The sequence below is a fragment of the Acidovorax temperans genome (assembly GCF_006716905.1).
Classification (GTDB): Bacteria; Pseudomonadota; Gammaproteobacteria; order Burkholderiales; family Burkholderiaceae_C; genus Acidovorax; species Acidovorax temperans.
Genome location: NZ_VFPV01000001.1, coordinates 484,045 through 507,348 on the forward strand (window position 1 = coordinate 484,045; position 23,304 = coordinate 507,348).

The 23,304-nt window shown below is 65.2% G+C and carries 24 protein-coding genes; 5 read left to right on the plus strand and 19 right to left on the minus strand.

All coding sequences use genetic code 11. The features are described from left to right. Nucleotides 1-137: 137 nt before the first annotated feature. The gene (locus tag BDD18_RS02390) at nt 138-530 is read right to left on the minus strand and encodes a YkvA family protein (protein WP_142081177.1); all 393 of its coding nucleotides are present in this window, start codon (nt 528-530) and stop codon (nt 138-140) included. 139 nt (nt 531-669) lie between these two features. Here BDD18_RS02390 and BDD18_RS02395 point away from each other — a divergent pair, with 139 nt between their 5' ends. Both BDD18_RS02395 and map read left to right on the plus strand, forming a co-directional pair. Next, nucleotides 670-936, plus strand: coding sequence for a ParD-like family protein (locus tag BDD18_RS02395; RefSeq protein ID WP_044401257.1), 267 nt, complete (start codon nt 670-672; stop codon nt 934-936). Continuing rightward, nucleotides 936-1,736 (plus strand): type I methionyl aminopeptidase, encoded by an 801-nt coding sequence (map, locus tag BDD18_RS02400; protein ID WP_142081180.1) that lies wholly within the window; start codon nt 936-938, stop codon nt 1,734-1,736. Before BDD18_RS02395 ends, map begins: the two co-directional genes overlap by 1 nt. Before the next feature lie 97 nt (nt 1,737-1,833). On the opposite strand, the gene BDD18_RS02405 is transcribed toward map, so the two are convergent. From BDD18_RS02405 to BDD18_RS02430, 6 genes are read right to left on the minus strand one after another with little or no spacing between them, the layout of a single operon-like run. Continuing rightward, nucleotides 1,834-2,571, minus strand: coding sequence for an SDR family NAD(P)-dependent oxidoreductase (locus tag BDD18_RS02405; protein WP_142081182.1), 738 nt, complete (start codon nt 2,569-2,571; stop codon nt 1,834-1,836). Between the two features lie 46 nt (nt 2,572-2,617). Next, on the minus strand, nt 2,618-4,180 hold the full coding sequence (locus BDD18_RS02410) for a cryptochrome/photolyase family protein (RefSeq protein WP_142081184.1): 1,563 nt from the start codon (nt 4,178-4,180) through the stop codon (nt 2,618-2,620). Next, entirely contained in the window at nt 4,177-5,493 is a 1,317-nt protein-coding gene (locus BDD18_RS02415; protein WP_142081187.1) for a DASH family cryptochrome, read from the minus strand. Before BDD18_RS02415 ends, BDD18_RS02410 begins: the two co-directional genes overlap by 4 nt. After that, the gene (locus BDD18_RS22895; protein WP_142081189.1) at nt 5,490-5,663 is read right to left on the minus strand and encodes a DUF2256 domain-containing protein; all 174 of its coding nucleotides are present in this window, start codon (nt 5,661-5,663) and stop codon (nt 5,490-5,492) included. The genes BDD18_RS02415 and BDD18_RS22895 overlap by 4 nt, the downstream gene beginning before the upstream one ends. Nucleotides 5,664-5,678: 15 nt before the next feature. Continuing rightward, nucleotides 5,679-6,719, minus strand: coding sequence for an NAD(P)/FAD-dependent oxidoreductase (locus tag BDD18_RS02425; RefSeq protein ID WP_142081191.1), 1,041 nt, complete (start codon nt 6,717-6,719; stop codon nt 5,679-5,681). Then, the gene (locus BDD18_RS02430) at nt 6,716-7,282 is read right to left on the minus strand and encodes a lipocalin family protein (protein ID WP_142081193.1); all 567 of its coding nucleotides are present in this window, start codon (nt 7,280-7,282) and stop codon (nt 6,716-6,718) included. The genes BDD18_RS02425 and BDD18_RS02430 overlap by 4 nt, the downstream gene beginning before the upstream one ends. A gap of 148 nt (nt 7,283-7,430) precedes the next feature. On the opposite strand from BDD18_RS02430, the gene BDD18_RS02435 reads away from it, so the two are divergent. Both BDD18_RS02435 and BDD18_RS02440 read left to right on the plus strand, forming a co-directional pair. Further along, the gene (locus tag BDD18_RS02435; protein WP_066699259.1) at nt 7,431-7,673 is read left to right on the plus strand and encodes a glutaredoxin family protein; all 243 of its coding nucleotides are present in this window, start codon (nt 7,431-7,433) and stop codon (nt 7,671-7,673) included. Nucleotides 7,674-7,953: 280 nt separating this feature from the next. Next, a complete protein-coding gene (locus BDD18_RS02440) occupies nt 7,954-8,208 on the plus strand; it encodes a DUF2789 family protein (RefSeq protein ID WP_142081195.1) in 255 nt (84 codons plus the stop codon). Nucleotides 8,209-8,236: 28 nt separating this feature from the next. Here the strand turns inward: BDD18_RS02440 and BDD18_RS02445 are convergent, their stop codons facing one another. The 12 genes from BDD18_RS02445 to BDD18_RS02500 all read right to left on the minus strand — a co-directional run bounded on the left by BDD18_RS02445 (nt 8,237) and on the right by BDD18_RS02500 (nt 22,428). After that, nucleotides 8,237-9,100, minus strand: a complete 864-nt coding sequence (locus BDD18_RS02445) for an alpha/beta fold hydrolase (RefSeq protein WP_142081197.1) — start codon at nt 9,098-9,100, stop codon at nt 8,237-8,239. 71 nt (nt 9,101-9,171) lie between these two features. Further along, complete coding sequence (locus BDD18_RS02450; protein WP_142081199.1) at nt 9,172-11,358, minus strand: 3-hydroxybutyrate oligomer hydrolase family protein; 2,187 nt, start codon at nt 11,356-11,358, stop codon at nt 9,172-9,174. Between the two features lie 42 nt (nt 11,359-11,400). Next, nucleotides 11,401-12,468: a branched-chain amino acid ABC transporter permease gene (locus BDD18_RS02455; RefSeq protein WP_142081201.1), complete on the minus strand. Its 1,068-nt coding sequence runs from the start codon at nt 12,466-12,468 to the stop codon at nt 11,401-11,403. Between the two features lie 14 nt (nt 12,469-12,482). After that, nucleotides 12,483-13,466: a branched-chain amino acid ABC transporter permease gene (locus BDD18_RS02460; protein WP_066788205.1), complete on the minus strand. Its 984-nt coding sequence runs from the start codon at nt 13,464-13,466 to the stop codon at nt 12,483-12,485. Between the two features lie 91 nt (nt 13,467-13,557). Then, nucleotides 13,558-14,289 (minus strand): ABC transporter ATP-binding protein, encoded by a 732-nt coding sequence (locus tag BDD18_RS02465; protein WP_142081204.1) that lies wholly within the window; start codon nt 14,287-14,289, stop codon nt 13,558-13,560. Beyond that, entirely contained in the window at nt 14,286-15,074 is a 789-nt protein-coding gene (locus tag BDD18_RS02470; protein ID WP_142081206.1) for an ABC transporter ATP-binding protein, read from the minus strand. The genes BDD18_RS02465 and BDD18_RS02470 overlap by 4 nt, the downstream gene beginning before the upstream one ends. 269 nt (nt 15,075-15,343) lie before the next feature. Then, the gene (locus tag BDD18_RS02475; RefSeq protein WP_142081208.1) at nt 15,344-16,546 is read right to left on the minus strand and encodes a substrate-binding domain-containing protein; all 1,203 of its coding nucleotides are present in this window, start codon (nt 16,544-16,546) and stop codon (nt 15,344-15,346) included. Nucleotides 16,547-16,718: 172 nt separating this feature from the next. Continuing rightward, nucleotides 16,719-18,242 (minus strand): sigma-54 interaction domain-containing protein, encoded by a 1,524-nt coding sequence (locus tag BDD18_RS02480; protein ID WP_142081210.1) that lies wholly within the window; start codon nt 18,240-18,242, stop codon nt 16,719-16,721. 161 nt (nt 18,243-18,403) lie between these two features. Next, the gene (locus BDD18_RS02485; RefSeq protein ID WP_142081212.1) at nt 18,404-19,048 is read right to left on the minus strand and encodes a DUF2325 domain-containing protein; all 645 of its coding nucleotides are present in this window, start codon (nt 19,046-19,048) and stop codon (nt 18,404-18,406) included. Between the two features lie 286 nt (nt 19,049-19,334). Beyond that, on the minus strand, nt 19,335-20,849 hold the full coding sequence (locus BDD18_RS02490) for a tripartite tricarboxylate transporter permease (protein WP_142081214.1): 1,515 nt from the start codon (nt 20,847-20,849) through the stop codon (nt 19,335-19,337). A 12-nt stretch (nt 20,850-20,861) separates the two neighbouring features. Continuing rightward, complete coding sequence (locus tag BDD18_RS02495) at nt 20,862-21,380, minus strand: tripartite tricarboxylate transporter TctB family protein (protein WP_066787517.1); 519 nt, start codon at nt 21,378-21,380, stop codon at nt 20,862-20,864. 91 nt (nt 21,381-21,471) lie between these two features. Further along, nucleotides 21,472-22,428: a Bug family tripartite tricarboxylate transporter substrate binding protein gene (locus tag BDD18_RS02500; protein ID WP_044401225.1), complete on the minus strand. Its 957-nt coding sequence runs from the start codon at nt 22,426-22,428 to the stop codon at nt 21,472-21,474. 192 nt (nt 22,429-22,620) lie between these two features. Here BDD18_RS02500 and BDD18_RS02505 point away from each other — a divergent pair, with 192 nt between their 5' ends. Next, nucleotides 22,621-23,295, plus strand: a complete 675-nt coding sequence (locus BDD18_RS02505; protein ID WP_142081216.1) for a response regulator transcription factor — start codon at nt 22,621-22,623, stop codon at nt 23,293-23,295. Nucleotides 23,296-23,304: the final 9 nt, after the last annotated feature.

A 23,304-nucleotide genomic window follows, 5' to 3' on the forward strand; every position in this document is an offset into this window, starting at 1 on the left:
AAAGTCAGCCATGGTGGGCTGATCGCCCACCTTGAAGGCCCGGTTGACCAGGTGCTGGTTGACGATGCCAAAGGCGTTGTCCATGCGCCCCTTCAGCCAGCCCATCACCGCAAGCGGCCATCAGTGGACATTAGCCTTCAACCCAGGGGCCGCAACCACACCCACAAAGCGCTCCCCACCAACAGCCACAACGCCACCACCAGCACCGCCCCTGCCATGCTGCGGGGTTTGGCGCCCTGGGTCTGCATCCAGGCATCGGCTTGGCCACGGCACTCGGTCAGCACATCGGGCGGCAACAGCTGCAACGTCAGCCAGATCAAGCCCGGAAGCAGCAGCACATCGTCCACATAGCCCAGCACCGGGATGAAGTCAGGGATCAAGTCAATCGGGCTCAGCGCATACGCCACCACAAACAACCCGAGCGCCTTGGCATTCCAAGGCGTCTTGGGGTGCTTGCCAGCAAACCACAGGGTGACCCCATCGCGCTTGATGCGCTTGGCCCACATTCTCAATGTGTCGCTGATGCCCATGCCGATGTCTCAAGGTGCCCCTAGGCACGCAGCCAATGATGCCCAGCCCTGCCCCCCTTGCCATGCGGAGTCTGCATTGCCCCAGCAATAATAAGCAAAACATATACAATTAACATACGTTTTACATATTTCTTAGACCATGGGCATCGTCAAAATTTCCGATCAAATGCACGAGAACCTGCGCTTGGCCAGTAACGCATTGAGCCGTTCCATCAACTCCCAGGCCGAGCACTGGATGCGTGTCGGCATGCTGGCCGAGATGTACCCCGACCTGGACCACCGCGAGATTTGTCAGATGCTGGTGCGCGCCGAGCTGGCCGGTGGCCTGGATGTAGCACTGGCTGCGCGGGGCGAGCTGGACAAGGTGGCAACCACGGCCCCCGCCCGCACAGGAAAGCAGCACTGATGGCCCGCACACACCGTGGGGTGCCGATTCGCTCGGCCGATGAATTGGTGAAGGCGCGCCACGCGGCGCAGTTGGCAGCCGAAGTACTGGCCATGATCGAGCCGCATGTGGTGCCAGGCGTGACCACCGAGGCGCTGGATCAGTTGTGCCATGACCACATCGTCAACGTGCAAGGCGCGCGGCCTGCCAACGTGGGCTACCTGGGTTACCCCAAGACGGTGCTCACCTCGGTGAACCATGTCGTGTGCCACGGCATCCCGTCGCCCCAGCAGACGCTGAAAAAGGGCGACATCGTGAACATTGATGTGGCGGTGGAAAAAGACGGCTGGTACGGCGACACCAGCCGCATGTTCTGCGTGGGCACGCCCAGCACGCTGGCACAGCGGCTCGTGCGCACCACGTACGAAGCCCTGTGCGCAGGCATTCGCGAAGTGAAGCCCGGCGCCACGCTGGGCGATGTGGGCCACGCCATTGCCGCCGTAGCGCACCGCGAGAAGTTCAGCGTGGTGCGCGAATACTGCGGCCACGGCATTGGCACCGTGTACCACGACGAGCCCCAGGTGCTGCACTACGGGCGGCGCGGCCAGGGCCTGCGGCTGGAGGCAGGCATGGTCTTCACCATCGAGCCCATGCTCAACGCAGGTCAGCGCGAAACCAAAGAGCTGGCCGATGGCTGGACGGTGGTGACGCAGGACCGTTCTCTGTCTGCCCAGTGGGAACACATGGTGGCCGTGACCGACAGCGGCTACGAGGTACTCACCGCCTGGCCGGGCGGCACCGGCGTCTACCCGCCCATTTGACCGAACCCACTGGCGCGGGTATTCAAGGCAAATCGGCCGCCAGCGCTTGATGGGAGCGCGCCGGCCATATCAAAAAGATAGCAAACCGCGGCATGACTCACCACGGCAGTGGCTCGCCGCTGTAGGCGTGAAAGCTGCCGGTTTGCTCCGCTGGCAGCCCGTCGAGCACCCGCAGCATGCCCCCCGCCGCATCGGCGGCTGGTCGTCCAATTTCTGCCCCGTTGAACGGAGCCGACAGCGCCGAGTTGACGGTGCCTGGGTGCAGCGCCACCAGCACGGCCTGCGGGTGGGTGCGGGCCACTTCGATGGACGCCGTTTTGACCAGCATGTTGAGCGCGGCCTTGCTGGCGCGGTAGCTGTACCAGCCGCCCAGGCGGTTGTCGCCAATGCTGCCCACCTTGGCCGACAGCACGGCCAGCAGACCGCGCCCCTGCTTGGGCAGCAGCGGTGCGAAATGGGCCAGCACCAGCGCGGGGCCGAAGGTGTTGGTGCGGAAGGTAGCTTCCATCTGTGCGTAGTTCAACTGGCCCAGGCGCTTTTCAGGCATGCCGTGGGGGCCGTGCAGCATGCCCGCGGCGTGGATGATGCAATGCCACGGCCCCTGGGCCTTGAGTTGCTGCGCGGCGGCGGCGATGGTCGCCTCGTCGTCCAGATCGACCGCTGGTTGAGTGTGGCGGCCCAGGCCAACAGCCAGGGCGCAGCGTGGGTCGGATTGCAGGTGGGCAAGGAAGGCGCTGCCGATGGCGCCGGTGGCGCCGATGACGAGGGCGCGGTAGCCGTCGGGCAATGACTGCAAAGAGGTGAACGGGCTTGCGGCGGGTTGAGCTTGAGACATGGCGCAGTCCTGCGGTGAGGGGTCTTGAGATGGTGAGGCAAACGGGCTACAGCGCATCCAGCCGCGTACGCAGGCCGGCCGCATGCTCGCGCAGCGCATCGAGTTGCGGGCCCTGCATCTTCTGCAACTGGCGATACACCATGCCGAGGCGGAAGTTGTTGCCCAGCGTGCCTTCGTTGCGCGCAAAAAAGTCCCAGTACAGCGCGTTGTACGGGCAGGCGCGCTCACCCACCTTTTGCTTTTTGTCGTAGTGGCAGCCGCTGCAGTAGTCGCTCATGCGGTCGATGTAGGCGGCGCTGCTCACGTAGGGTTTGGTGGCCAGCAGGCCGCCGTCGGCAAACTGGCTCATGCCCAAGGTGTTGGGCACTTCCACCCATTCAAAGGCGTCGATGTACACACCCAGGTACCAGCGGTGCACGGCAGCAGGGTCGAGCCCCGCCAGCAATGCAAAGTTGCCGATGACCATGAGGCGCTGGATATGGTGGGCATACGCATGCTCCAGCGACTGGCCCACGGCGTGCTGCATGCAGCGCATCTGGGTCTTGCCCGTCCAGAACCACGCTGGCAGTGGCGTGCTGTGGCCCAGGGCGTTGCGCTCGTCGTAGCCAGGCATGTGGGCCCAATAGATGCTGCGCACGTATTCGCGCCAACCCAATATCTGGCGGATAAAGCCCTCCACCGCAGGCAGGGGCGCGGTGCCCGCGTGGTACGCAGCCTGGGCGCGCTGCACCACCTCGTGCGGGCGCAGCATTTTGGTGTTGAGCGCGAAGGACAGAAGGGAGTGAAAGAGCCGCGCGCTCTTGGTGCTCATGGCGTCTTCGTAAGCACCAAAGTCGGGCAGCGTGGTGGCGATGAAGTGTTCCAGCCACGCCAGCGCCTCGGCCCGGTTCAGCGGCCAGCGCAGTGCGTGGGCCTGCGGGTTGCCAAAGCTTTGCACGCCTGCGGCCTGGAGGGTGGCCCACAGGGCGCTGTGGTCGTGCGTGGGGCGGGCGTCGGGCGGCAGTGCGGGGGTGCCGGGCCAGGGCTTGCGGTTGTCGTGGCCGTAGTTCCACTGGCCGCCTTCGGGCTCGCCTGCCTCATCGATCAACACGCTGTGGCGCTGGCGCATGCGGCGGTAAAAGTGCTCCATGAGCCACTGCTTGCGGCCTTTGAACACCTCGGCCATTTCGGTGCGGGTGGTGTAGAAGTGCCCGCTGCTGACGGCCTGCACGGCAAAGGCTTGCTCTGCACCCCAGGTGCGCAGTTGCTCGTCCAGCCGCCATTCGTCGGGGTGCTGGTATTGCAGCGTGTGCGCGCCGTAGTGGGCCATGAGGGCGGCCAGGTTGTCAGGCATCGACTGGCGGTTGCTGGGGTCGTCAATCGCCACGTAGCGCACGCGGTGCCCGGCTTCGCGCAAGTGGCGGGCCAGGTCGCGCATGGCGGCAAAGATGGCGAGGATTTTTTGCGCGTGGTGCAGCACATAGTCCGTTTCTTGCCGCACTTCCATCAGCACGTAGACCACGCATTCGTCGTGCGTGGCGAACCATGAGTGCTCAGGGTTGAGCTGGTCGCCCAGCAGCAGGCGCAGCGTGTGGGCACGCTGTGGGGTGGAGGATTGCTGCGTGGTCATGCCGTGCCCCACAGTCGGCGGTAGCTGCCGTCGGCATCGTGGTCTTGCGCCTGCTTGATGGGGTTGAAGCGGCGGCCTCCGCGCGGGTCGGTGCCGCGCCCGGCGATGTAGAGCCAGTTGGCCTGGTTGCTGTACACGTCGTAGTCCACCAGTTGCGATTCAAACCATGCCGCGCCCGCACGCCAGTCGCCCCGTAGGTCGTAGATGAGGTAGCTGGCCACCACCTGGCGCAGGCGGTTGCTGAGGTAGCCGGTAGCGGCCAGCTCGCGCATGGCGGCATCGACCAGGGGCTGGCCGGTATCGCCCCGGCACCAGCGATCAAAACCGCGCGGGTTGTGCGGAGCAGGCGGCAGTTCTGACAGCCCCCGCGCCCGGTACAGCGCTGCGCCATATTGCAGGTGCAGCAGCCGAAAGTAGTCGCGCCACAGCAGCTCAAACCAGAGCCAGTAGGTGCCGTCGTTCGCGCCGTGGTCGCGCTCGAAATCTTTCAGCTCAGCATCAATCTGGCGCGGCGAGAGTGCCCCCGTGGCCAGCCAGGGCGAGAACTTGCTGGAGTAATCCAGCCCCGTGAGCCCGTTGCGCGTGTCCTTGTAGCTGTGGGGCAGCTTGCGGGCAAGGTACTGGGCCAGGTGGGCCAACGCGGCAGTCTCGCTGCCATCACACGCGGTCGTTCCGTAGGGGAAGGACGAGCGGCCATCGCTGCCCTGGGGCGGTGTGGGTTGCTGGATGCTGGCAGCGCCCTGCTCTGCACCCACGGCTTGCAACACAGGCGCGGGTACCTCGGGTGGCGGCAACAGCTTCGTGGGCACGGGCAATGGCGCGGCGGGGGTGATGCCTGCACGCTCCACCTTCTGGCGGAAGGTGGTGAACACGCCGGGCAGCTGGTCTACCGGCCACGGCATACTCACCGGAGGCAGCAGGCTGCTGTGCCACACCGTGCGCACTTGCAGGCCCGCAGCGCGCAGTGCGGCCACCTCGGCCTGCTCGTAGGGGGCGGCAATGTCTTCACACACCACAGTGGTGGCACCCACGGCCTGGGCCAGTTGCGGCAAGGCGGTGGCGGGCGGGGCCTGGCAGATGAGCAGCGGGTTGCCCAACGCTTTCATCTGCCCTTGCAACCCACGCAGCGCTGCGGCGGTGAAGGCCCGGCGGTGTGCGCCCACACGGGCAAAGCCCCAGGACGTGCGTTCATCGGGCGCGGGCAGGCACACCACGGGCAGCAGGTGGGTAGCACCGCTGGTGAGCGCTGCGCACAGCGCGGGTTGGTCGTGCAGGCGCAGGTCGTTGCGGAACCAGAACAGCACGGTGCTCATGCGGCTCCCTCCCCTACGGCGTTGCCAGTGCGCTTGCGTTCGCTGCGGCAGCGGTCGGAGCAGTACTTCACCTCGTCCCACACCTTTTCCCACTTCTTGCGCCACGTGAAAGGCAGGCCACAGCGCAGGCAGGTTTTCTGCGGCAGGTCTTGTTTTTTGCGCATGCGCATGGCGGGCCCTTTGGTTCAGCGGGCCTGCTGCAATTGATGCGCCAGCGATTGGCCGCTGAGCCACGCGCCTTCCACCTTGCCGCCGTTGAGCCAGTCACCGCACATGCCCACGCGCATGGTGGCGTCCCACCAGTAGCCTTGGGTGAGTGCAGGTTCGGTGTCGGCATAGCGCCAGCGATGGGCCGTGGCCTGCACGAGGTGTGCGGCCGGGCCGCCCAGCGCGGCAAACGCGGCGAGCAAGGTGGCGGTCACAGTGTCGGCGCTGTCTTCGATATGGGCTTCGCTCCACTCGGGGCTCGCATGCAGCAGCCAGGTTTCCGTGCCGGGGGGCACGGTGCGGCCCGGCTTGCTGCTGTCGCGGGCTACCCAGCGCAACGGCCCGTCGTTGATGAAGGCGCCATCCCACGGCAGCGGCACGGGCGCGGGGCAGCGCACCATCACGGCCCAGCTGCCGCGCATGCGGGCACTGGCGGCCACCGCAGCGCCCGCCGCTGCCACGGGCTGCAGCAATGGCACGGCTTGGGGGGCTGGCACGGCCAACAGCACCGCGCTGTAACGCTGGGCGTGCAAGCCATGCTCTGCCGAGGTAAGGGCCCAGCCGTCTACCTGCCGATCCAGCCACTGCACCGTGGTTTGCCACTGGGTTTGGGTACATTCGCCCGCCTGCTGCAAGCCCTGCACCAGCCAGGCGGCGGGGGATGTCATGCGGGGTGCGCCGACAAAACGTTCCAGCGGCGTCTCGGGCGTGGACCAGGTGCTGCCGTCAAAGCTGGCGAGGCGTGCGTCCCATAGCGCGGCCACGCCGGCCTGCTGCCAGCGGGCTACTTCGGCGCGAAAGGTGGCATCGCGTGCCGTGAAGTACTGCGCGCCGTGGTCGCACTGCCAGGGGCCTGCGGGGTCGTCGGCGCGGCGCGTGCTCATGCGGCCAGAGGGGCCCCGGCTTTTGTCAAACACATGCACCTGGTGCCCGGCCTGAACCAGGGCTTGGGCACATGACAAGCCCGCCAAACCCGCGCCAATGATGGCGACGGGCAACGCTTGCGCAGTGGTGGTCATGGCTGCGGGTCCGTGCGCTCGTGGGTCACCCAGATCAGCGCCTGGGTGTCGATGCCCAAGGCCTTGGCACGGGCGACGATCTGCTCACGCAGTGCGGGCGCGAGTTGCTTGGTGCGCGACAGAACCCAGAAGTAACCGCGGTCTGGCCCCACCACCAAGGCCCACTGGTAGTCCGCATCCAGCGCCGCCACGTGGTAGCCACCGTAGAACGGGCCGAAGAATGACACCTTGAGCGAAGCGGTGTTGGCGTCGCCCGTGAACAGGGCCTTGCCCACGGCCTGGCGCCATTGGTTCTTGGCCACGTCAAAACCCCGGTTCACCACCCGCACACTGCCGTCGCTCTGGCGCTGGTAGGTGGCACTCACGTCCATCATGCCGCGTTCAAACGAATGGTCTAGCCGCGCCAATTCGTACCAGCGGCCCTCGTAGCGAGCCAGGTCGAACGGCGAAACAGCCGCTATACCCTGGGGCGGCTGCATGGAAGCGCAGCCCGCCAAAACGGCTGCCGCGCCCAGGGAGGCGAGCAGCACTGCACGGCGAAGCATGGGGGTGGGTGGAGGCATAAAAACCAATCAGTCACAAAACGAACCGAATGGTATACCAAACAAAGCAGGCACCACGAAGCTGCACGCTGCGCCCCTCTGCCCGCCTGCGCAGGCCATCAGCAGCCCCGCCAGCACCTGCCCGCGCCGCCGCTTAAACTTGGCACCCATGACCCTCAAGATCACCGTTTATTCCAAGTCCGCCTGCCCCCAGTGCGAATCGGCCAAGAGCCTGCTGAAGGCGCGCTCACTGCCCTACGAAGAAATCAAGATCGACGATGAAGCCGAACGCCTGGCCTTCTACGCCAAGTGCGGCCCCGCCGTGCGGCAGATGCCGCAGGTGTTCATCAACGACCAGCGCGTGGGTGGGCTCACCGGGCTGCAGGCCGCGCTGCAGCAACTGGGCCTGTGAGGGCCCGATCTCCCTCATCTCCCTTTCAAGGGCCGGGCCAATACCTCGGCCCTTTTTACTGGCGGCTCCATTTGCAGCGGCAAACCGCCTCTTCCACTCCTGAGCACTCCACTGGTACTGCCGCAGGCGCCCTCCTTCCACGTGCGCGGGTGTCCTACACGGTGCGCGCGACGGCAGTGCTGCAATAAAGCACTGCACAAGAGCCCCCAGGGGGGCGCTGCAGCCACCAGACGCAGGCTTTGCGGCCCGCGTTGTTATCGCTGAGCTATTGAGGAGCACCATGGAACTCGGGATTCACACCATGTCCGACCTGTTTGAGCAGCTGGGCCTGCCTTCAGACGAAGAGTCGATGACCACCTTCATCGCCACCCACCGCACCACCGCGGTGAACTTCACGCTGCCAGACGTTGCGATATGGACGCCTGCGCAGGCCAAGTTTTTGCGCGAGGCGATTGCTGCCGATGCCGACTGGGCCATTCCGGCCGAACAATTGAGCCAGGCGCTGGGCTGTGGCATTGGGCCGCGCAAGGACTGAGCAACGCCCCCACTGCGCGGCGCGCGCTTCAGCCAGCGGCCAAGAAGCCATCCACCAGCGCGTAGTGCGCGGGCACATTCAGCGCCGGTGCGTGGCCGCAGCCGGGCACTTCCACCACCTGCAGCAGGCCCCGCTGGCCGGGGCCCCGGCGCTGCATCTCGGCAATCGTGGCGGGCAAGACCAGGTCGGAATCCACCCCGCGCAGGCACAGCACAGGGATGTGCAGCCGGTCATAGTGATCCCACATCAGGTAATCGTTTTCATGGTGGGTGAACTGCTGCACCATGGCCGGGTCGTAGTGCGGCGTGACCCGCCCGTCAGGCAGGCGCCGGGTGGAGGTTTCGGTAAGGTGCCGCCACTGCGCATCGCTCAGCCAGCCATAGGGCTGGTAGACCTGCCGGAAAAACGTTTCCAGTTCCAGCACGGTGTCAAACGCTGGCGGCTGGCCCGCGTACGCCCGGATGCGCTGCAGGGCGGCAGACGCCAGTTCGGGCGCATTGTCGTTGAGCAGCAGGCGGGTGATGCGGCCCTGCAGGCGCGGTTCATACGTGCCAGCCGCACACACGGTGCCAATGGCACCGCCCATGCTGGTGCCCACCCACTGGGCCGTTTCAATGTCAAGTTCGTCGAACAGGTCTGCCGCCAGGCGCGCATAAAACGCAAGGCAGTATTCCTCGGCCGGCCGGGCCGCCCACTGGCTCAGGCCCCGCCCCAGGGTGTCGGGGCAGATAACCCGGTAGCGAGGCGCCAGGTGGCGGGCCAGCTCGTCCATGTCGCGCCCGGTGCGCGCCAGGCCATGCCATGCCACGACCACGGGGGCATCCGCCGCGCCCCACTCGGTGACGTGGATTTCGTAACCCGCACAGCGGATGTAGCGTGACGATGGAGACATGGTGTGGAGCATGGGTTGGCAAAACATTGCGGGCCAGGCCCCTCAACAGAGCCCGGCACCGCGCGCTCGGATCAGTTAGGCACGCTGACGGATGTGCCCACAAAGCCGATCTGGTCACCTGCAGCAGGTGCTGCCACAAAGGGCGGCACGTTGGCTGCCGTGATGGCGGGAGCCGCGCCCGGCACGCCACCACGCGGTGTAGTACGCACCACCTGGCTGGGGGGCAGCGCGCTGCCCGACTTCAAGTGGGCGTACATCGCGTCCATCGCCTGGTTGAAGTACGGATGCAGCGGCACAAAGCGCGTATCAAACCCGCTGAAGGGCAGGAAGGTGTCGAAATGCTGGCCGTTGGTCACCTCGATGTAGCGCAGCTTGGTGGACGCACCTTCGACCACGCGGTTGTAGGCCGTGTAAGCACGCGAGTTGTTGTTCACCGGCACCAGCGCATCACTGCGGCCGCTGACGATGATGGTGGGCTTGCCACGCAGGTTGCCGTTGAGCACCACTTCGGCAATGCCGGCACGCACGGCGTCGCTCTGCGCCTTGGTGGGGGTGCTGCTGGCCGTGAGCGCAGCGCCGGTCACCGAGTCCACGCCCGTCACCAGCGCGCGCTGGCACAGGGCGTTGTCCAGGCCAAAGTCAGCCACGCCGGTGGAGGGCGACACCGCAAACTGCCACGACTTCGCGCCGCCCACCGAGTCGTTGTAGACCACCGACACCGGCGTGCCATTGGAAGTGCCGTTGGCCGTGGCAAAGCTCTGCGCCAGGGCTGCAGGGCTCGCAGCGACGGGAACCCCCGTGGCATTCACCGAAGCAAAGCTGGTGTTGCACACGTTGGCGTCCACCGCAAAGCGGCCGTAGCTCACGGGGTACATGGCCGACAGGATGGGGCCGTTGCCCAGCGCATAGTGGGCGTTGTGCATCTGGTCCGTCTCAGGCGTCCAGCCGAAGGCGCGCAGCTTGTTCAAGGCGTCTTGCGCACGGGCGGCGGTGTCGGCACCACTGACCAGGCCCTTGGCGGCCAGACTGTCGCAGCGCGCCGTGGCGCGGGCAGTCATGCCCACCAGGCCGATGTAGTTGAAGATGGAGGTTTCCGTCGACGCCGCGCCGGGCGCCAGGGCTGCGCAGGGCTGGTAGATGTTGCCGAAGGTGGTGAAGTCGGCCAGGGTCTTGCCATAGCCCGCCACGGCAGCGCCGCCAAACTGGATGCCGTAGCCGGTGGCCGTGGGCATTTCGGTCACAGGTTCGGAGGCCACCACCCCGTCGATCAGGCCGCTGGTGTCCTGCTCGGCCGCGCGCAGCGAAGCCGCGCCGCCGTTGGATGCGGAGCCCGCAATCACGATGGTGTTGTCGGTCGTGAACGGCACGCGGTTGGCGTCGGTGCCGTAGCGCTCATTGAGCACGTACATGGCATAGCGACCCGCCGCCAGCGTGTCGCTGCCCCAGTCCTTCTCGGGGTTCATTTGCGAGTGCACATGCTTGATGGCCAGGCGGTTCGGGAACAGAGCGTTGTAGGCTGCGCGTGCAGCATCGGTGATGTTGGCGGCAAAGAACGACAGCGAGCCCGCCGCCGTGCGGGTGGCGCGGGTGCCATCGACCTTGTGCACGGTGTCATCGGTCAGGTCGTGAATGCCCACGCCCTTGCCCGCATCGGTCAGTGCCACGGCGCAGCCCTTCTTCAAGCCCCACTCGCCTGCGGTGCCGATGGCGCCATACACACCGCGCGAACCGGACGAAGCGCCCAGCACCACGCACGGGTTGGCAGGGTTGAAGCTGTCGGGCACCTGCACGGCAATCACGGTGCGCTTGCGGCCCGAGCCGTCGTCGAGCACGGCCACATATTCACGGCCAGGAATCAGGCCCTCGCTGCTGGTCACGGTGCCCGTGGCCGTCACATTGGGGCCATACAGGCTGCCGTAGCCGCCAGCAGTGGTGCCGTCCAGAATGCCGCGGTAGTTGGAATACAACGCGTTGCGGCGCAGCTCGGCCGCCGTGGGGTTGGCAGGGTCGGCATAGGCGGGCGCGGTGGCCAGGCCCAGGCCGGTTTTGCCGATGCCGCCCGTCAGCAAGTCTTGCGTGGCAGCGGTGTCGCCCTTGCCTGCAGCGGTGGCGGGGTACACCGTGCTGCTGACTTGCGTGATGCCTGCGGGCAGGTCATTCGTGGGGGCGTCAGAGCCGCCACACGCGGTCAGCACCGCGCCCGCCAGTGCCGTCAGCGCCCACTGGGCGACGCGGTGTTTTTGCAGATTCGCTCTCATCATGTTGTCTCCTCATTTTTCTACTGACACAAAGGAGCGTGCTCAGCGTGCAGCACGCAGGGATCGCAGACGCCCGACGACGCCTGTGGGAAAGTAGTACACCGACAAAACAAACAAGACGCCCAGCCACAGCAGCCAGCGGTCGGGCGAGAGCAGCGCCGCCAGCCAGGGCAAGCCGCTGGCGGCCTCGCTGGCCAAGCGCAGCAAATCCTGCAGGTAGCTTTGCGCCACCAGGAAGAGCACGGCACCGATGACAGAGCCGTAGAGGGTGCCCATGCCGCCGATAACGACGATGAGCAGGCAGTCCATCATGATTTCAAAACTGAGCGAGGTGTCTGGCCCGTTGTAGCGCAGCCAGAGCGCCAGCATGCAGCCCGCCAGCGTGGCAAACAGGGCAGACAGCACGCTGGACGTGGTGCGGTACACCACCACGCGGTAGCCAATGGCTTCGGCGCGGAACTCGTTTTCGCGGATGGCCTGCAGCACGCGGCCGAAGGGCGAATTGACGATGCGCAGCAGCGCCAGCACTAGCACCACCGCCGTGACGAACAGCAGGTAATAGCAGATCAGCCGTCCATCCACCGTCACACCCAGAAACGGATCGTCAAACGGCTCGAAGCTCGGGGACAGCACCTCGGGCACCTTGAAGGTGAGGCCATCCTCACCGCCGGTGATCTCTGAAAGTTGCGAGGCCAGCGTCTGGAACGCCGCGGCCACGGCCAGCGTGATCATGGCGAAAAAGATGGCCCGCACCCGCAGTGAGAACAGCCCCACCGCCAGCGACAGGAGCAGCGACAACAGCAGCGCCCCCCCCACGCCCACCAGCAGGGCCGACCACGTCGGCCCCATGCGCGTGGTGGCCACGGCAATGCCATAGGCCCCAATGCCAAAGAACATGGTGTGCGCAAAGCTGACGATGCCGGTGTAGCCCAGCAGCAAGTCAAAGCTGGCCACCAGCACCACAAACACCAGCACCTTGGCCGCCACGTTCAACGCCTTGACGCCCGGAAACAGAAACGGTGCCAACGCCAGGCCCAGCAGCACGGCCAGCAAGATGGCCGCCAGCACCTTGCTGCGGGGGGAGTCGCCAGAGAGAAGTCGGTTCAACATGGTTGCGCTCCTCCTCAACGGTTAGTGACTGGATAGACGCCCTGCGGGCGCCACAGCAGGATGGCGACCATGAGCGCGATGTTGGAAAACAGCGCCACCTTGGGGGCCAGAAAGCCGGTGTAGTTGGCCATGAGGCCCACCAGCAGCGCGCCAATCAGCGCCCCGCCCGTGCTGCCCAGGCCGCCGATGATGATGACGATGAAGATCAGCACATTGACCTGTGCGCCCATCTGCGGCACCACGTTTTGCTGGTACAGGCCCCACATCACGCCGCCCAGCCCCGCCAGGGCCGAGCCCACCACAAACACGGCCACAAACAGGCGGCGGATGCGGTAGCCCAGGCTTTCAACCATCTCGCGGTCTTGCACACCGGCGCGGATGAGCAGGCCGACCTTGGTGCGCGAAAGCGTCCACGCCAGCACGCCAAAGACCACCAGGCCCACAGCCACGGCCACGAGGCGGTACTTTTCGATGGCGGCATCGCCCAGCAGCAGCGAGCCACGCATGCCTTCGGGCAGCGGCAGCGGGATTTGCTGCGGGCCCCAGATGACCTTGATGAGTTCTTCACCAATGATCATGCCGCCCATGGTGATGAGGATCTGCTTGAGGTGCTGACCATACACGGGCCGCACGATGAAGCGCTCAAACGCCAGGCCCAGCGCGCCTGCCACCGCCATGGCCACCAGCATGGCGGGCAGCACGGCCACCATGTTGCGCCACAGCTCGGCCGAGCCCGTCCAGTCGCCCATCGCGCCCAGCACGCTGGTGGCCACAAAGGCGCCCAGCGCAATGAACACGCCGTGGCCAAAGTTGAGCACGTCCATCAGCCCGAACACCAGCGTGAGGCCCGAGGCGATGATGAAGATGATCATGCCCATGGCCAGCCCCGCCACCGTGAGCGTGAGCCAGGTGCTGGGCGAGCCCACCAGCGGCAGCGTGACGAGCGCGAGCAGCGGCACCAGCGCCAGGGGCTTCCAGTCGAAATCGCTGGCAGTCATGCGTGGCCTCCGGTTTGGTTTTGACTCGCTATTTTTTTGATAGCTGGTTGCGCTTGATGGATAAGCGCTAGAGGTCGATTTGGTTTGATATTCATAGCGACAGCCCCAGCAGCGACTGCTGCAATGCCTCGTCCGCTGCCAGCGCGGCCATGCTGCCCGCGTGCACCACGCGGCCGTTGTCCATTACGGCGACGTTGTCGCCCAGGCGTTTGGCAAAGTGGATGTTCTGCTCGACCAGCAGAATGGTCACGCCGCTCTTCTTGAGCTGGTCGAAGGCCTCGATCATGTTGTTGATGATGGCAGGGGCCAGGCCTTTGCTGGGCTCGTCCACGATGAGCAGATCGCGCGGCTCGATGATGACGCGGGCCACGGCCACCATCTGCTTTTGACCGCCGCTGAGCTTGCCTGCGGGGTGGTTCCAGAACTTCTCCACGGCCGGGAACAGGCGGAAGATCCATTGCAGCCGCGCGGCATCCATCTGCGCTGCATTGCTGGCCTTGCGTGCGGCCAGCAGCAGGTTTTCCTTCACCGTCAGGTCGGCAAAGATGCCCATGTTTTCCGGCACGTAGGCAATGTTGAGCCCCGCAATCTGCGGTGTGTGCAGGCGTGTGATGTCGCGCCCGTTGAAGTGGATGCTGCCCTGCGAGGCCTGCCACAGGCCCATGATGGTGCGCAGCGTGGTCGTCTTGCCTGCGCCGTTGCGGCCCAGCAGCATGGTGAGCTGGCCTTTGGGGATGGCGAGGTTCACGCCGTGCAGGATGTGGTACGCGCCGATGTGCGTGTGCACGCCCTTGAGCTCCAGAAGGTTGGCGGTGCTGCTCATGCGGCCTCCTTCTCTGCGTCCTTGTCGGCATCCTTGCTGATGCCCAGGTACGCCTCCTGCACCACGGGCGATGCAATCACTTCGGCCGGTGCACCATCGGCCACCAGCGTGCCATTGGTCAGCACGATGATGCGGTCGGCCAGCTCGCGCACCACGTCCATCTTGTGCTCCACCAGCAGGATGATCTTGGTCTTGTCCTTCTTCAGTTCGCGGATCAGGTTCAGGATCACCGGGGCCTCGTCGTGGCTCATGCCCGCGGTGGGTTCGTCAAACATGTAGACCTGTGGCTCCAGCGCCATGAGCAAGGCCACTTCCAGCTTGCGCTGGTCGCCATGCGGCAGGCTAGCCACGGGCGTATCGCGCCGCTCGAACAGGGCCACGCTGCGCAGGATGGATTCGGCCCGCTCGGTGAGGTGGCGGTGGTCGCTCCAGATGCTCCACAGGTTGAGCCCCCGGCGGTGCGCCCCGCCCTGCGTGGCCTGCACGGCCAGGCGCACGTTCTCCAGCACGCTCAGGTTGGGGAACAGGTTGGTGAGTTGAAACGCCCGACCCAGCCCCGCACGGGTGCGGGCCGAGGGGCTGAGCGCCGTCAGGTCTTGCCCGCCCAGCTGCACGCTGCCCGCACTGGCCTTGAGCTGGCCCGAGATGAGGTTGAAGTACGTCGTCTTACCCGCGCCATTGGGGCCCACGATGGCGGTGAGCGTGCCCGGCGCAAAGGCACAGGTCACACCATTGACCGCCACATGGCCGCCAAAGCGGATGGTCAGGTTGTGGGTTGCAAGCATGGGGGCAGCAGGTGGTGTGGAGGCAAACGGCAGGCCAGCACAAAGATCAAGGTCAAAACAGCCTCTAGGGCTTATCCATCAAGCGCAAGCAGCTATCAAATTCGCAGCAATCGAGCACGATGACTGCACTAAGCACGGCAGATGTCAGCGGCCACCGCGCAAGGGCCTGAGCCGGCCGCACCGCCCCGCCGCGCTGGTGGCGTCCCCCTTCCCGCTTCGCGCAGCGAAACGAGAGAAGGGGGAAGCGGCAAAGCCGCTCAGGGGGATGCTCACCTCTTGTTCCGGATCGGAACGTTCATCTCTTCGGGCTTGATCTCGCGCACCAGCTCGGGCACGCCCCAGGCAAAGGCCGGGTCCACCTTGATCTTGAAGTGGTACATGCTCTGCAGGGCCTGGTGGTCTTCCTTGCGGAAGGTCATCTTGCCCTTGGGTGTGTCAAAGCTCATGCCTTCCATGGTTCGGATGAGCTTGTTGGTACTGGTCTCGCCATTGGTGGCCTTGAGGGCGGTGACCAGCGCCATGGCCGAGGTGAAGCCCCCGGCGGTGAAGAAGTCTGGCGGGGCCTTGAACTGCTTGTAGTGCATCGCCACCAGCGCTTCGTTCACGGGGTTCTTGGGAATTCCGAAGTAGTAGTACGTGGCCCCTTCCATGCCCGGGAAGGCCTTGTAGCTGGCCATGGCGGAAAGGATGTTGCCGCCCGAGGCCACGTCAATGCCGAAGCGCTTGGACAGCTCTTGTGCAGCTAGCGCGGCGTAGGGCGGCGTGCCACCAGCCCAGATCACCATCACCACCTTGCGGCCGGGCTGGTCCTTGAGCTTGTCGACCACGCGCTGGATGCCTGCGGTGAAGTCGGTGGTGTTTTGCGGCAGGTACTCTTCGTGCACCAGCTTGGCGTTCTTGATGGCTTCCTTGAAGGCTTTTACGCCGTCGCGGCCAAAGGCATAGTCTTGCGCCAGGGTGACGATGGTGGTGCCCGCCTTGTCCACCGCCACGGCGTTGCTGATGGCGTCCTGGCTGCTGTTGCGGCCGGTGCGGAAGATGTACTTGTTCCACTTGTCGCCAGTGATGGCGTCGGCCACGGCGGGCTCCACCAGCAAGATCTTTTTGTATTCCTCGGCCACGGGCAGCAGCGCCATCGCCACGCCGCTGGAGGTGGGGCCCACGGCAATGTCAGCCTTGTCGTCGGAATAGGCCGAGGCCAGCAGGCTCTTGCCCAGGTCAGGCTTGCCCTGGTCGTCTTTCTCGATCACCACCAGCTTCTTGCCCGCCACCTGCATGGTGCCGCCCGTGGCGTACTCCAGGCCCATCATCAGGCCAATCTGCGTCTGCTTGCCGTAGGCCTCCAGCGCGCCGGTTTTGCTGTAAACGTGGGCAATGCGGATTTCGCCCGACTGGGCCCACGAAGGGACCGCGATGGCGGCGAGTGCGGTGGCAGCAAAGGCGGTGGCGGTGACCAGGGTGCGGCGTTGCATGGCGAATGTCTCCTGTGGTTGTGCAAGCCACCAGTGCACAGTCCATGCCAGCAGCCCAACACACCATGCAGCCACGCTAAGTGCTTGATTTGAATCACCCCGCGCAGGCCAAAGCGCCTGCCTCGCGCTCAGAATGCCTGAATTTCAGACAATTGATCTGTCTGAAATTCAGTCAAATGGCTGATTTCCAATCAGGGTTTTCCAGACGTTCGTACAAGGTGGCGCGCGAGATACCCAGCTGCCGCGCCGTGGCCAGCTTGTTGCCGCCATGGGCCTTGAGGGCGGCGGCGATGGCTTTGCGCTCCAGCTCGGCCACCTGCTCGGCCAGGGGCCGCAGGTAACTGGCTTCGCTGTCGGCATCGGGCGCGGGGTGGTCCATCACCGGCGCGGGGGCTGCGGGCTCCACCCCGGCTTCGCGCAGCACGCGGGCCAGTTGTTCGGCGTCGATGGTGCTGGCGTCGCTGCGCATCACGGCCTGTTCCAGCACGTTGCGCAGCTCGCGGATGTTGCCGCGCCAGGGCTGGCCGGCCAACAGGGCCAGGGCGTCGGGGGCCAGTTCGGGCGGCGCGGTGCCATTGCGCAGGGCCAGGTCTTCGCCGAGGGATTCGACCAGCGCGGGGATATCGCTGCGCCGCACCCGCAGCGGCGGCACGCGCACGGGCAGCACATGCAGGCGGTAGAACAGGTCTTCGCGGAACTTGCCCTCGCGCACCAGCACACCCAGATCGCGCGAAGTGGCGGCGATGATGCGCACATCAAAAGGCACCAGCTTGTTGCTGCCCAACGGCTCGATCTCGCCCTCTTGCAGCGCCCGCAGCAGCTTGGCCTGCAGACTTTGGGGCATGTCGCCGATTTCATCGAGGAACAGCGTGCCGCCATCGGCCAGCTTGAACTTGCCATCGCGCCCCTTGCGGTCGGCACCGGTATAGGCCCCGGGGGCCACGCCGAAGAATTCGGCTTCGAGCAGCGTGTCGGGCACGGCGGCAATATTCACGCTGACAAAGGGGCCGCTGGCGCGGCTGGACGCGGAATGGATGGCATGGGCCAGCAGCTCCTTGCCCGTGCCCGTCTCGCCCAGCAGCAGCACCGGGCTTTGTGATTGTGCGGCACGCCGCGCCTGGCGCTTGACCTCGGCCGCTGCGGGGCTGGAGCCGATGAAGCTGGCAAAGGTGTATTTGGCGCGGCGCTCTCCATCCCCCGCCACGGCCAGCGTGCGGCGGCGCTGGCTGGCCAGCTCGCGCCGGGCATCGTCCAGGTCGCGCTGCAGCAGCGCAAACTTGCTGATGAGGGGTTGCAGCGTGGTCTCGGGGTGGTCAAACAGCACGATGCCGATGGCGCCAATCACGCGGTCTGCCTCATCACGCAGCGGAATGCGGCTGACCACAAAGGTGCCCGCCTTGTTAGTGAGCAAATCAATCAGCACGGGCTGGCCCGTTTCCAGCACGCGGCGCATCTGGGTGTTGGGGATGACCTCTTCCACCGTGCGGCCCAGGAACTGGTCCAGGGACGAAAAGCCCAGGTCGGGCAGGAAGCGCTGGTAGCCCTCGTTCACCCACACGATGCGGCAGGTGCGATCGACCAGGAACATGCCCTGGCTGACGCTGGAAAACAGCTGGAACATGGAGCGCGCCGCCAGCTCCAGAATGCTCTGGGCATCGAGCGGCAGTGCGGGGGTGTCGTCGGGAAGCGCGGGCATGGGTGCGATGGTAGCGTGATGCTTCCGTTGGCATGAGGCGTGCACCTGCGATGGCCGCCGCCAGCCCAAGGGTGCCCCAGCTTGCCCAAGGCTAGGTCAAACACTATCAAAAGAATAGCTGCCCGCGCTGATTGCAAAAGCGCCAGAGGCTATTTTGCCTATCAATCCTGCACTGCATGCAGCATGGCGTGGGGCAGCGCTGAACGCCCACCCCCCGCCAGGCGCAGCACCACCACGGGCTGGCCAGTGCCCTGCGCTGCACAAGGCAATGCCGCCTGGTCCACCAGAATGCAGGGCTTGCCTGTGCGGCGGCAATGGTCTTGCACGCGCCAGTAGTCGTCGTGGCTGATGCAGCCGGTCTGGCAGATCACCAGGTCGGCCGCAGCCAGGCTTTCGTCCAGTGCGTGGGGTGGCTGGTGTGCGGGTATGGGGTGCGCGGCGGGCGCAACTGCCTCATCCTGCGATAGCACGGCAGGCTCAGAAACCTCCTGCACGGTGACCTGCAGCCGCCAGCGCAGGCATTCGCGCGAGAGGCTGGCCACACGCTCTGCCAGCATGTGAATGTGGCGGGCCATCTCCTTGCGCCGTGGCAACCCAGGCGGCTGGGCCTGGCGGGCATCTTCCAGGGCAGCGCGGGCCTGCTCCAGTTGCGTATCGCGCACGATCACCGCTGCGCGCAAGCGCACCACTTCGCGCTGCAACCATTCCAGCTCGGCAGCCTGCGCGGCCACCACCTCGCTGCAGCGTGTTTGCGCCTCGCCCAACTGGCGGCACAGGGCCAGAAACTCTTGCGACAGTGTGTGCATGCGCCACCCATACAAATAAGAATTATTCTCATTCTATGGTACAATGGGCAGCTGCAAAAGCAAGTACCTGGTGGGAGGACATCGGGGGACCACCCCCTGATGTCTGCTTGCGAAGCCGGTGTGCAGGGGGTGGGTGGCACGGTTCTCCTCCCACCCCGCAGCACCCACGCTCCACCCCCATGCCGCCTGGCGCAGCGCGCGCTCCCCCTTCCTCTTTTTCCAGAACCCCAGAAAAAAAGGGTGCGCAGATCACTCTGCACACCCTTGGGGTTATCGCTTTGCCTTGTCAGCCAGCGCCGGCCTCTATCGCCCGCAGTTTCTTGGCAGCCCAGCGGCGCAGCAGGCGCGGAATGATCAGCACGCACAGCACGATCACGATCAGGGTGAGCGAGCCTGGGCGCTCCAGGAAGATCGTCCACTTGCCTTCGCCAATCGCCACGGCGTTGCGCATCTGCGCCTCGGCCAAGGGGCCCAGGATCATGCCCACCACGACCGGGGCTGCCGGGAAGTCAAAACGCCGCATGACCACGCCCAAGAGGCCAATCGCGTACAGCAGCACCAGATCGAACGCGCTTTGGCGCATGCCATACACGCCCAGCGTGGAGAACACCAGAATGCCGGCGTACAGGTACGACTTGGGAATGTTCAGCAACTTGACCCACAGGCCCACCAGCGGCAGGTTCAGGATCAGCAGCATCACGTTGCCGATGTACATCGACGCGATCAGCGCCCACACCATCGCACCGTTGGTGTCAAAGAGTTGCGGGCCAGGCTGGATGCCGTAGTTCTGGAAGGCACCCAGCAAAATGGCCGTGGTGTTCGACGTGGGAATGCCCAGCGTGAGCAGCGGAATCAGCGTGGCCGTGATGGCTGCGTTGTTGGCCGCCTCGGGGCCGGCCACGCCCTCAATGGCGCCGGTGGTGCCAAATTCTTCCTTGTGCTTGCTCAGCTTCTTTTCAGCCGCGTAGCTCAGGAAGGTCGGAATCTCGCTGCCACCCGCAGGCACCGTGCCAAACGGAAAGCCGATGAAGGTGGCGCGAATCCAGGCGGGCCAGGAGCGCTTCCACTCTTCCTTGGTCATGTGCGTGCTGGTCAGGCGGTTCTGGGTTTCGTCCACCCGGCCTTCGTACATCACGTTGTACAGCGCCTCGCCCACGGCGAACAGGCCCACCGCAATCAACACCACTTCGATGCCGTCCATCAGCTCGGGCACGCCACCGGTGTAGCGAGCCTGGCCGGTGATCTGGTCGATGCCGATCAAGCCCATCGCCAGCCCGACGAACAACGCCACCATGCCACGCAGCGTGCTCTTGCCCAGCACCGCACTCACGGTGGTGAAAGCCAGCACCATCAGCATGAAATATTCAGGGGGACCCAGGCGCACAGCATATTCAGCCACCAGCGGCGCAAAGAACGTGACCAGCACCGTCGCAATCGTGCCTGCCACAAATGAGCCAATCGCCGCTGTGGCCAGCGCAGCGCCAGCGCGCCCGCTCTTGGCCATCTTGTTGCCCTCCATGGCCGTGACCATGGAGCCCGCCTCACCGGGCGTGTTCAGCAGGATGGACGTGGTGGAGCCACCGTACATGGCGCCGTAATAAATGCCGCCAAAGAAGATCATGGAGGCCGTGGCCTCAACCTTGACGGTGATGGGCAGCAGCATGGCCACGGCCACGGCGGGGCCGATGCCCGGCAACACGCCCACAGCGGTGCCGATGATGCAGCCCACAAAGGCCCACATCAAGTTGATAGGAGTGGCAGCGGTGATGAACCCCTGCATCAGAAGATTGAGCGTATCCATGGCGTGCTGGCTTTACAGCCACCCCGTGTTGGTGAGGCCGGGCAGGTTGATGGCCAGCAGTTGCGTAAACATCCAGTACACCGGCGCCGCTACCGCGATGCCAATGGCGGAATCCTTGATCCAGGCCTGCAGGCGCAAGTCCAGTTCACCTTCGGAGCTTTTGAAACCCCGCACCGACAGCACGAAGCACAACGCGCAGCTCAGGATGAAGCCCAGGGTGGTGATGAGCATGGCGTTGAGCAGCAGCCCGGCGGACACCCAGATGAAGCCCTTCCAGTGCGCCCGCTCGTCACCCGAGCCCTCTTCCAGTTCGCGAAAACCGCCGGTCAGCGCATGGGCAACGCACAACACCCCACACACCAGCAAGGCGGCCGAAACCACCCATGGCAAGAAGTTGGGGCCAACGCCCCCGTAGCCAGCTTCCGAGCTGACCGAGCTGGCGCCCCAGGCCAAGCCCCCAGCAAGCACCACGATGCCGAGACCCAGCAGGGTCTGCAGCGGCTTGGAGCGCGATGAATGTTGTTGTGTCATGGTTGTTCCCTCGCACACACCTGCAATGCGGCACAGCGGCGCTGCGCCCGCTCTTTCGAGCAGGCGCAAGGCCGCGCACGCCGTGCTGGTTTTAGATCATTCCGGACTTGGCCATCGTGGCACGCAGGCTGGCAAATTCCGAGTCCACGAAGTTCGAGAACTCATCGCCAGCCAGCCATGCGGGCGTCCAGCCGTTCTTTTCCATCGCGTCTTGCCAAGCCTTGTGCTTGAAGGTCTTGGACAGCGCGTCAATCAGGGCCTTGCGTTGTTCGGCCGTGATGCCAGGGGCACCGTACACGCCACGCCAGTTGCCGATGTCCACGTTGATGCCCTGCTCCTTGAGCGTAGGCACGTTGACACCCTTGAGGCGTGCGGAAGACGTGACGCCCACAGCGCGCATCTTGCCGGCGGCAATGTATTCCGCAAACTCGCTGTAGCCGCTGCCGCCGATGGTGACGTTGCCACCCAGGATGGCGGCGGTGGCCTCGCCACCCCCACGGAACGCGACGTAGTTGATCTTGGCAGGGTCCACACCCACTTCGCGCGCAATCATGGCAGCGGCAATGTGCTCAGTAGAACCACGCGAACCACCACCCCACTTCACGCTGCCGGGGTCTTTCTTGAGCTGCTCGATCACGTCCTTCATGGTCTTGAAGGGGGAGTTCGCAGGCAGCACAAACACGTTGTATTCGCTGGTCAGGCGTGCCAGAGGCGTGACCTTGTCCAGGCCCACGGGTGGCTTGCCGGTGATGATGCCGCCCAGCATCACAGCGCCCATCACCATCAGTGCATTCGGGTCACCCTTGCTGGCGTTAACAAACTGCGCCAGGCCGATGGCGCCTGCGGCGCCGCCCTTGTTGTCATAAGACACCGACGAAGCGGCACCCGCATCTTGCATGGCCTTGCCCAGGGCGCGGCCCGTGGTGTCCCAGCCACCGCCAGGGTTGGCGGGAATCATCATCTTCAACGCAGCCGTCTGGGCCGACACCGGCAAGCTGCCGACGGCGGCCATGGCGGCCAAGGACTTGAGGAAAGTATCGCGACGCATCGGTGTCTCCTAGAACGGTTAGCGAATGGCTGGATGATGCGCGCCCTGCCTGTCAAAAGGCTGTCTGCGAACTCAGGGAAAACACCCATACAAAGTGGGGGCTCCGTGCAGAATGCCGTCACCGCATTTTTTGTGTACCGCCGCTGGAAAAACTCTGCAAACCGCAGCCCAGTCGGTGCTATGGTGCCGCGCATGCAATTGCTCCTAGTAGAAGACGACCCCACCATGCAGACCACCTTGCAGCGCGCGCTGACGCGGCGTGGCATGGAGGTGGCAGCGGTGGGTGATGGCAAGGCAGCTCTCAGCCAGTGGGTGGGGCGCGTGCCCGACGCCGTGGTGCTCGACCTGACCCTGCCCGGCCTGCAAGTGCTGCAGCGTGCACGCGCACTCGGCCTGCGCACACCGGTGCTGATCCTCACCGCGCGCGGCACCGTGGGCGACCGGGTGATGGGGCTGAACGCCGGGGCTGACGACTACCTGCCCAAGCCCTTTGATCTGGACGAGCTCGAAGCCCGCCTGCGCGCCTTGGTAAGGCGCAGTGCCGACCCGGGCGCCACGCCAGTGGGCAGCAATATCACGCAGATTGGCGCCATTCGTTATGACAAGGACAGTGGCGCCCTGTACCTGCACGGCGAAGTCATGGAGCTGACTCCGCGCGAGCTGGCGCTGATGCACGCGCTGCTGGCGCAGCCTGGGCACGCCGTGACCAAAGAGCGGCTGTACGAACTGGTGTTTCCAGGGCAGTTGGATGTGCAGTACGAAGCCATCGAGGTGGTGGTGTACCGGCTGCGTAAAAAACTGGTGGGCACAGGCCTGACCCTGATGACCTTGCGCGGCCTGGGGTACCTGCTACGCACCGATGCGTGACGCACACAG

Bases quoted from the DNA above. Each gene is read 5' to 3' on its own strand.
- BDD18_RS02475 (WP_142081208.1), bottom strand. From the start codon at position 16,546: ATGCAACGCCGCACCCTGGTCACCGCCACCGCCTTTGCTGCCACCGCA.
- BDD18_RS02470 (WP_142081206.1), bottom strand. From the start codon at position 15,074: ATGCTTGCAACCCACAACCTGACCATCCGCTTTGGCGGCCATGTGGCG.
- BDD18_RS02395 (WP_044401257.1), top strand. From the start codon at position 670: ATGGGCATCGTCAAAATTTCCGATCAAATGCACGAGAACCTGCGCTTG.
- BDD18_RS02505 (WP_142081216.1), top strand. From the start codon at position 22,621: ATGCAATTGCTCCTAGTAGAAGACGACCCCACCATGCAGACCACCTTG.
- BDD18_RS02410 (WP_142081184.1), bottom strand. From the start codon at position 4,180: ATGACCACGCAGCAATCCTCCACCCCACAGCGTGCCCACACGCTGCGC.
- map (WP_142081180.1), top strand. From the start codon at position 936: ATGGCCCGCACACACCGTGGGGTGCCGATTCGCTCGGCCGATGAATTG.
- BDD18_RS02490 (WP_142081214.1), bottom strand. From the start codon at position 20,849: ATGGATACGCTCAATCTTCTGATGCAGGGGTTCATCACCGCTGCCACT.
- BDD18_RS02465 (WP_142081204.1), bottom strand. From the start codon at position 14,289: ATGAGCAGCACCGCCAACCTTCTGGAGCTCAAGGGCGTGCACACGCAC.
- BDD18_RS02480 (WP_142081210.1), bottom strand. From the start codon at position 18,242: ATGCCCGCGCTTCCCGACGACACCCCCGCACTGCCGCTCGATGCCCAG.
- BDD18_RS02430 (WP_142081193.1), bottom strand. From the start codon at position 7,282: ATGCCTCCACCCACCCCCATGCTTCGCCGTGCAGTGCTGCTCGCCTCC.
- BDD18_RS22895 (WP_142081189.1), bottom strand. From the start codon at position 5,663: ATGCGCATGCGCAAAAAACAAGACCTGCCGCAGAAAACCTGCCTGCGC.
- BDD18_RS02390 (WP_142081177.1), bottom strand. From the start codon at position 530: ATGGGCATCAGCGACACATTGAGAATGTGGGCCAAGCGCATCAAGCGC.
- BDD18_RS02485 (WP_142081212.1), bottom strand. From the start codon at position 19,048: ATGCACACACTGTCGCAAGAGTTTCTGGCCCTGTGCCGCCAGTTGGGC.
- BDD18_RS02445 (WP_142081197.1), bottom strand. From the start codon at position 9,100: ATGTCTCCATCGTCACGCTACATCCGCTGTGCGGGTTACGAAATCCAC.
- BDD18_RS02500 (WP_044401225.1), bottom strand. From the start codon at position 22,428: ATGCGTCGCGATACTTTCCTCAAGTCCTTGGCCGCCATGGCCGCCGTC.
- BDD18_RS02495 (WP_066787517.1), bottom strand. From the start codon at position 21,380: ATGACACAACAACATTCATCGCGCTCCAAGCCGCTGCAGACCCTGCTG.
- BDD18_RS02455 (WP_142081201.1), bottom strand. From the start codon at position 12,468: ATGTTGAACCGACTTCTCTCTGGCGACTCCCCCCGCAGCAAGGTGCTG.
- BDD18_RS02460 (WP_066788205.1), bottom strand. From the start codon at position 13,466: ATGACTGCCAGCGATTTCGACTGGAAGCCCCTGGCGCTGGTGCCGCTG.
- BDD18_RS02405 (WP_142081182.1), bottom strand. From the start codon at position 2,571: ATGTCTCAAGCTCAACCCGCCGCAAGCCCGTTCACCTCTTTGCAGTCA.
- BDD18_RS02415 (WP_142081187.1), bottom strand. From the start codon at position 5,493: ATGAGCACCGTGCTGTTCTGGTTCCGCAACGACCTGCGCCTGCACGAC.
- BDD18_RS02440 (WP_142081195.1), top strand. From the start codon at position 7,954: ATGGAACTCGGGATTCACACCATGTCCGACCTGTTTGAGCAGCTGGGC.
- BDD18_RS02425 (WP_142081191.1), bottom strand. From the start codon at position 6,719: ATGACCACCACTGCGCAAGCGTTGCCCGTCGCCATCATTGGCGCGGGT.
- BDD18_RS02450 (WP_142081199.1), bottom strand. From the start codon at position 11,358: ATGAGAGCGAATCTGCAAAAACACCGCGTCGCCCAGTGGGCGCTGACG.
- BDD18_RS02435 (WP_066699259.1), top strand. From the start codon at position 7,431: ATGACCCTCAAGATCACCGTTTATTCCAAGTCCGCCTGCCCCCAGTGC.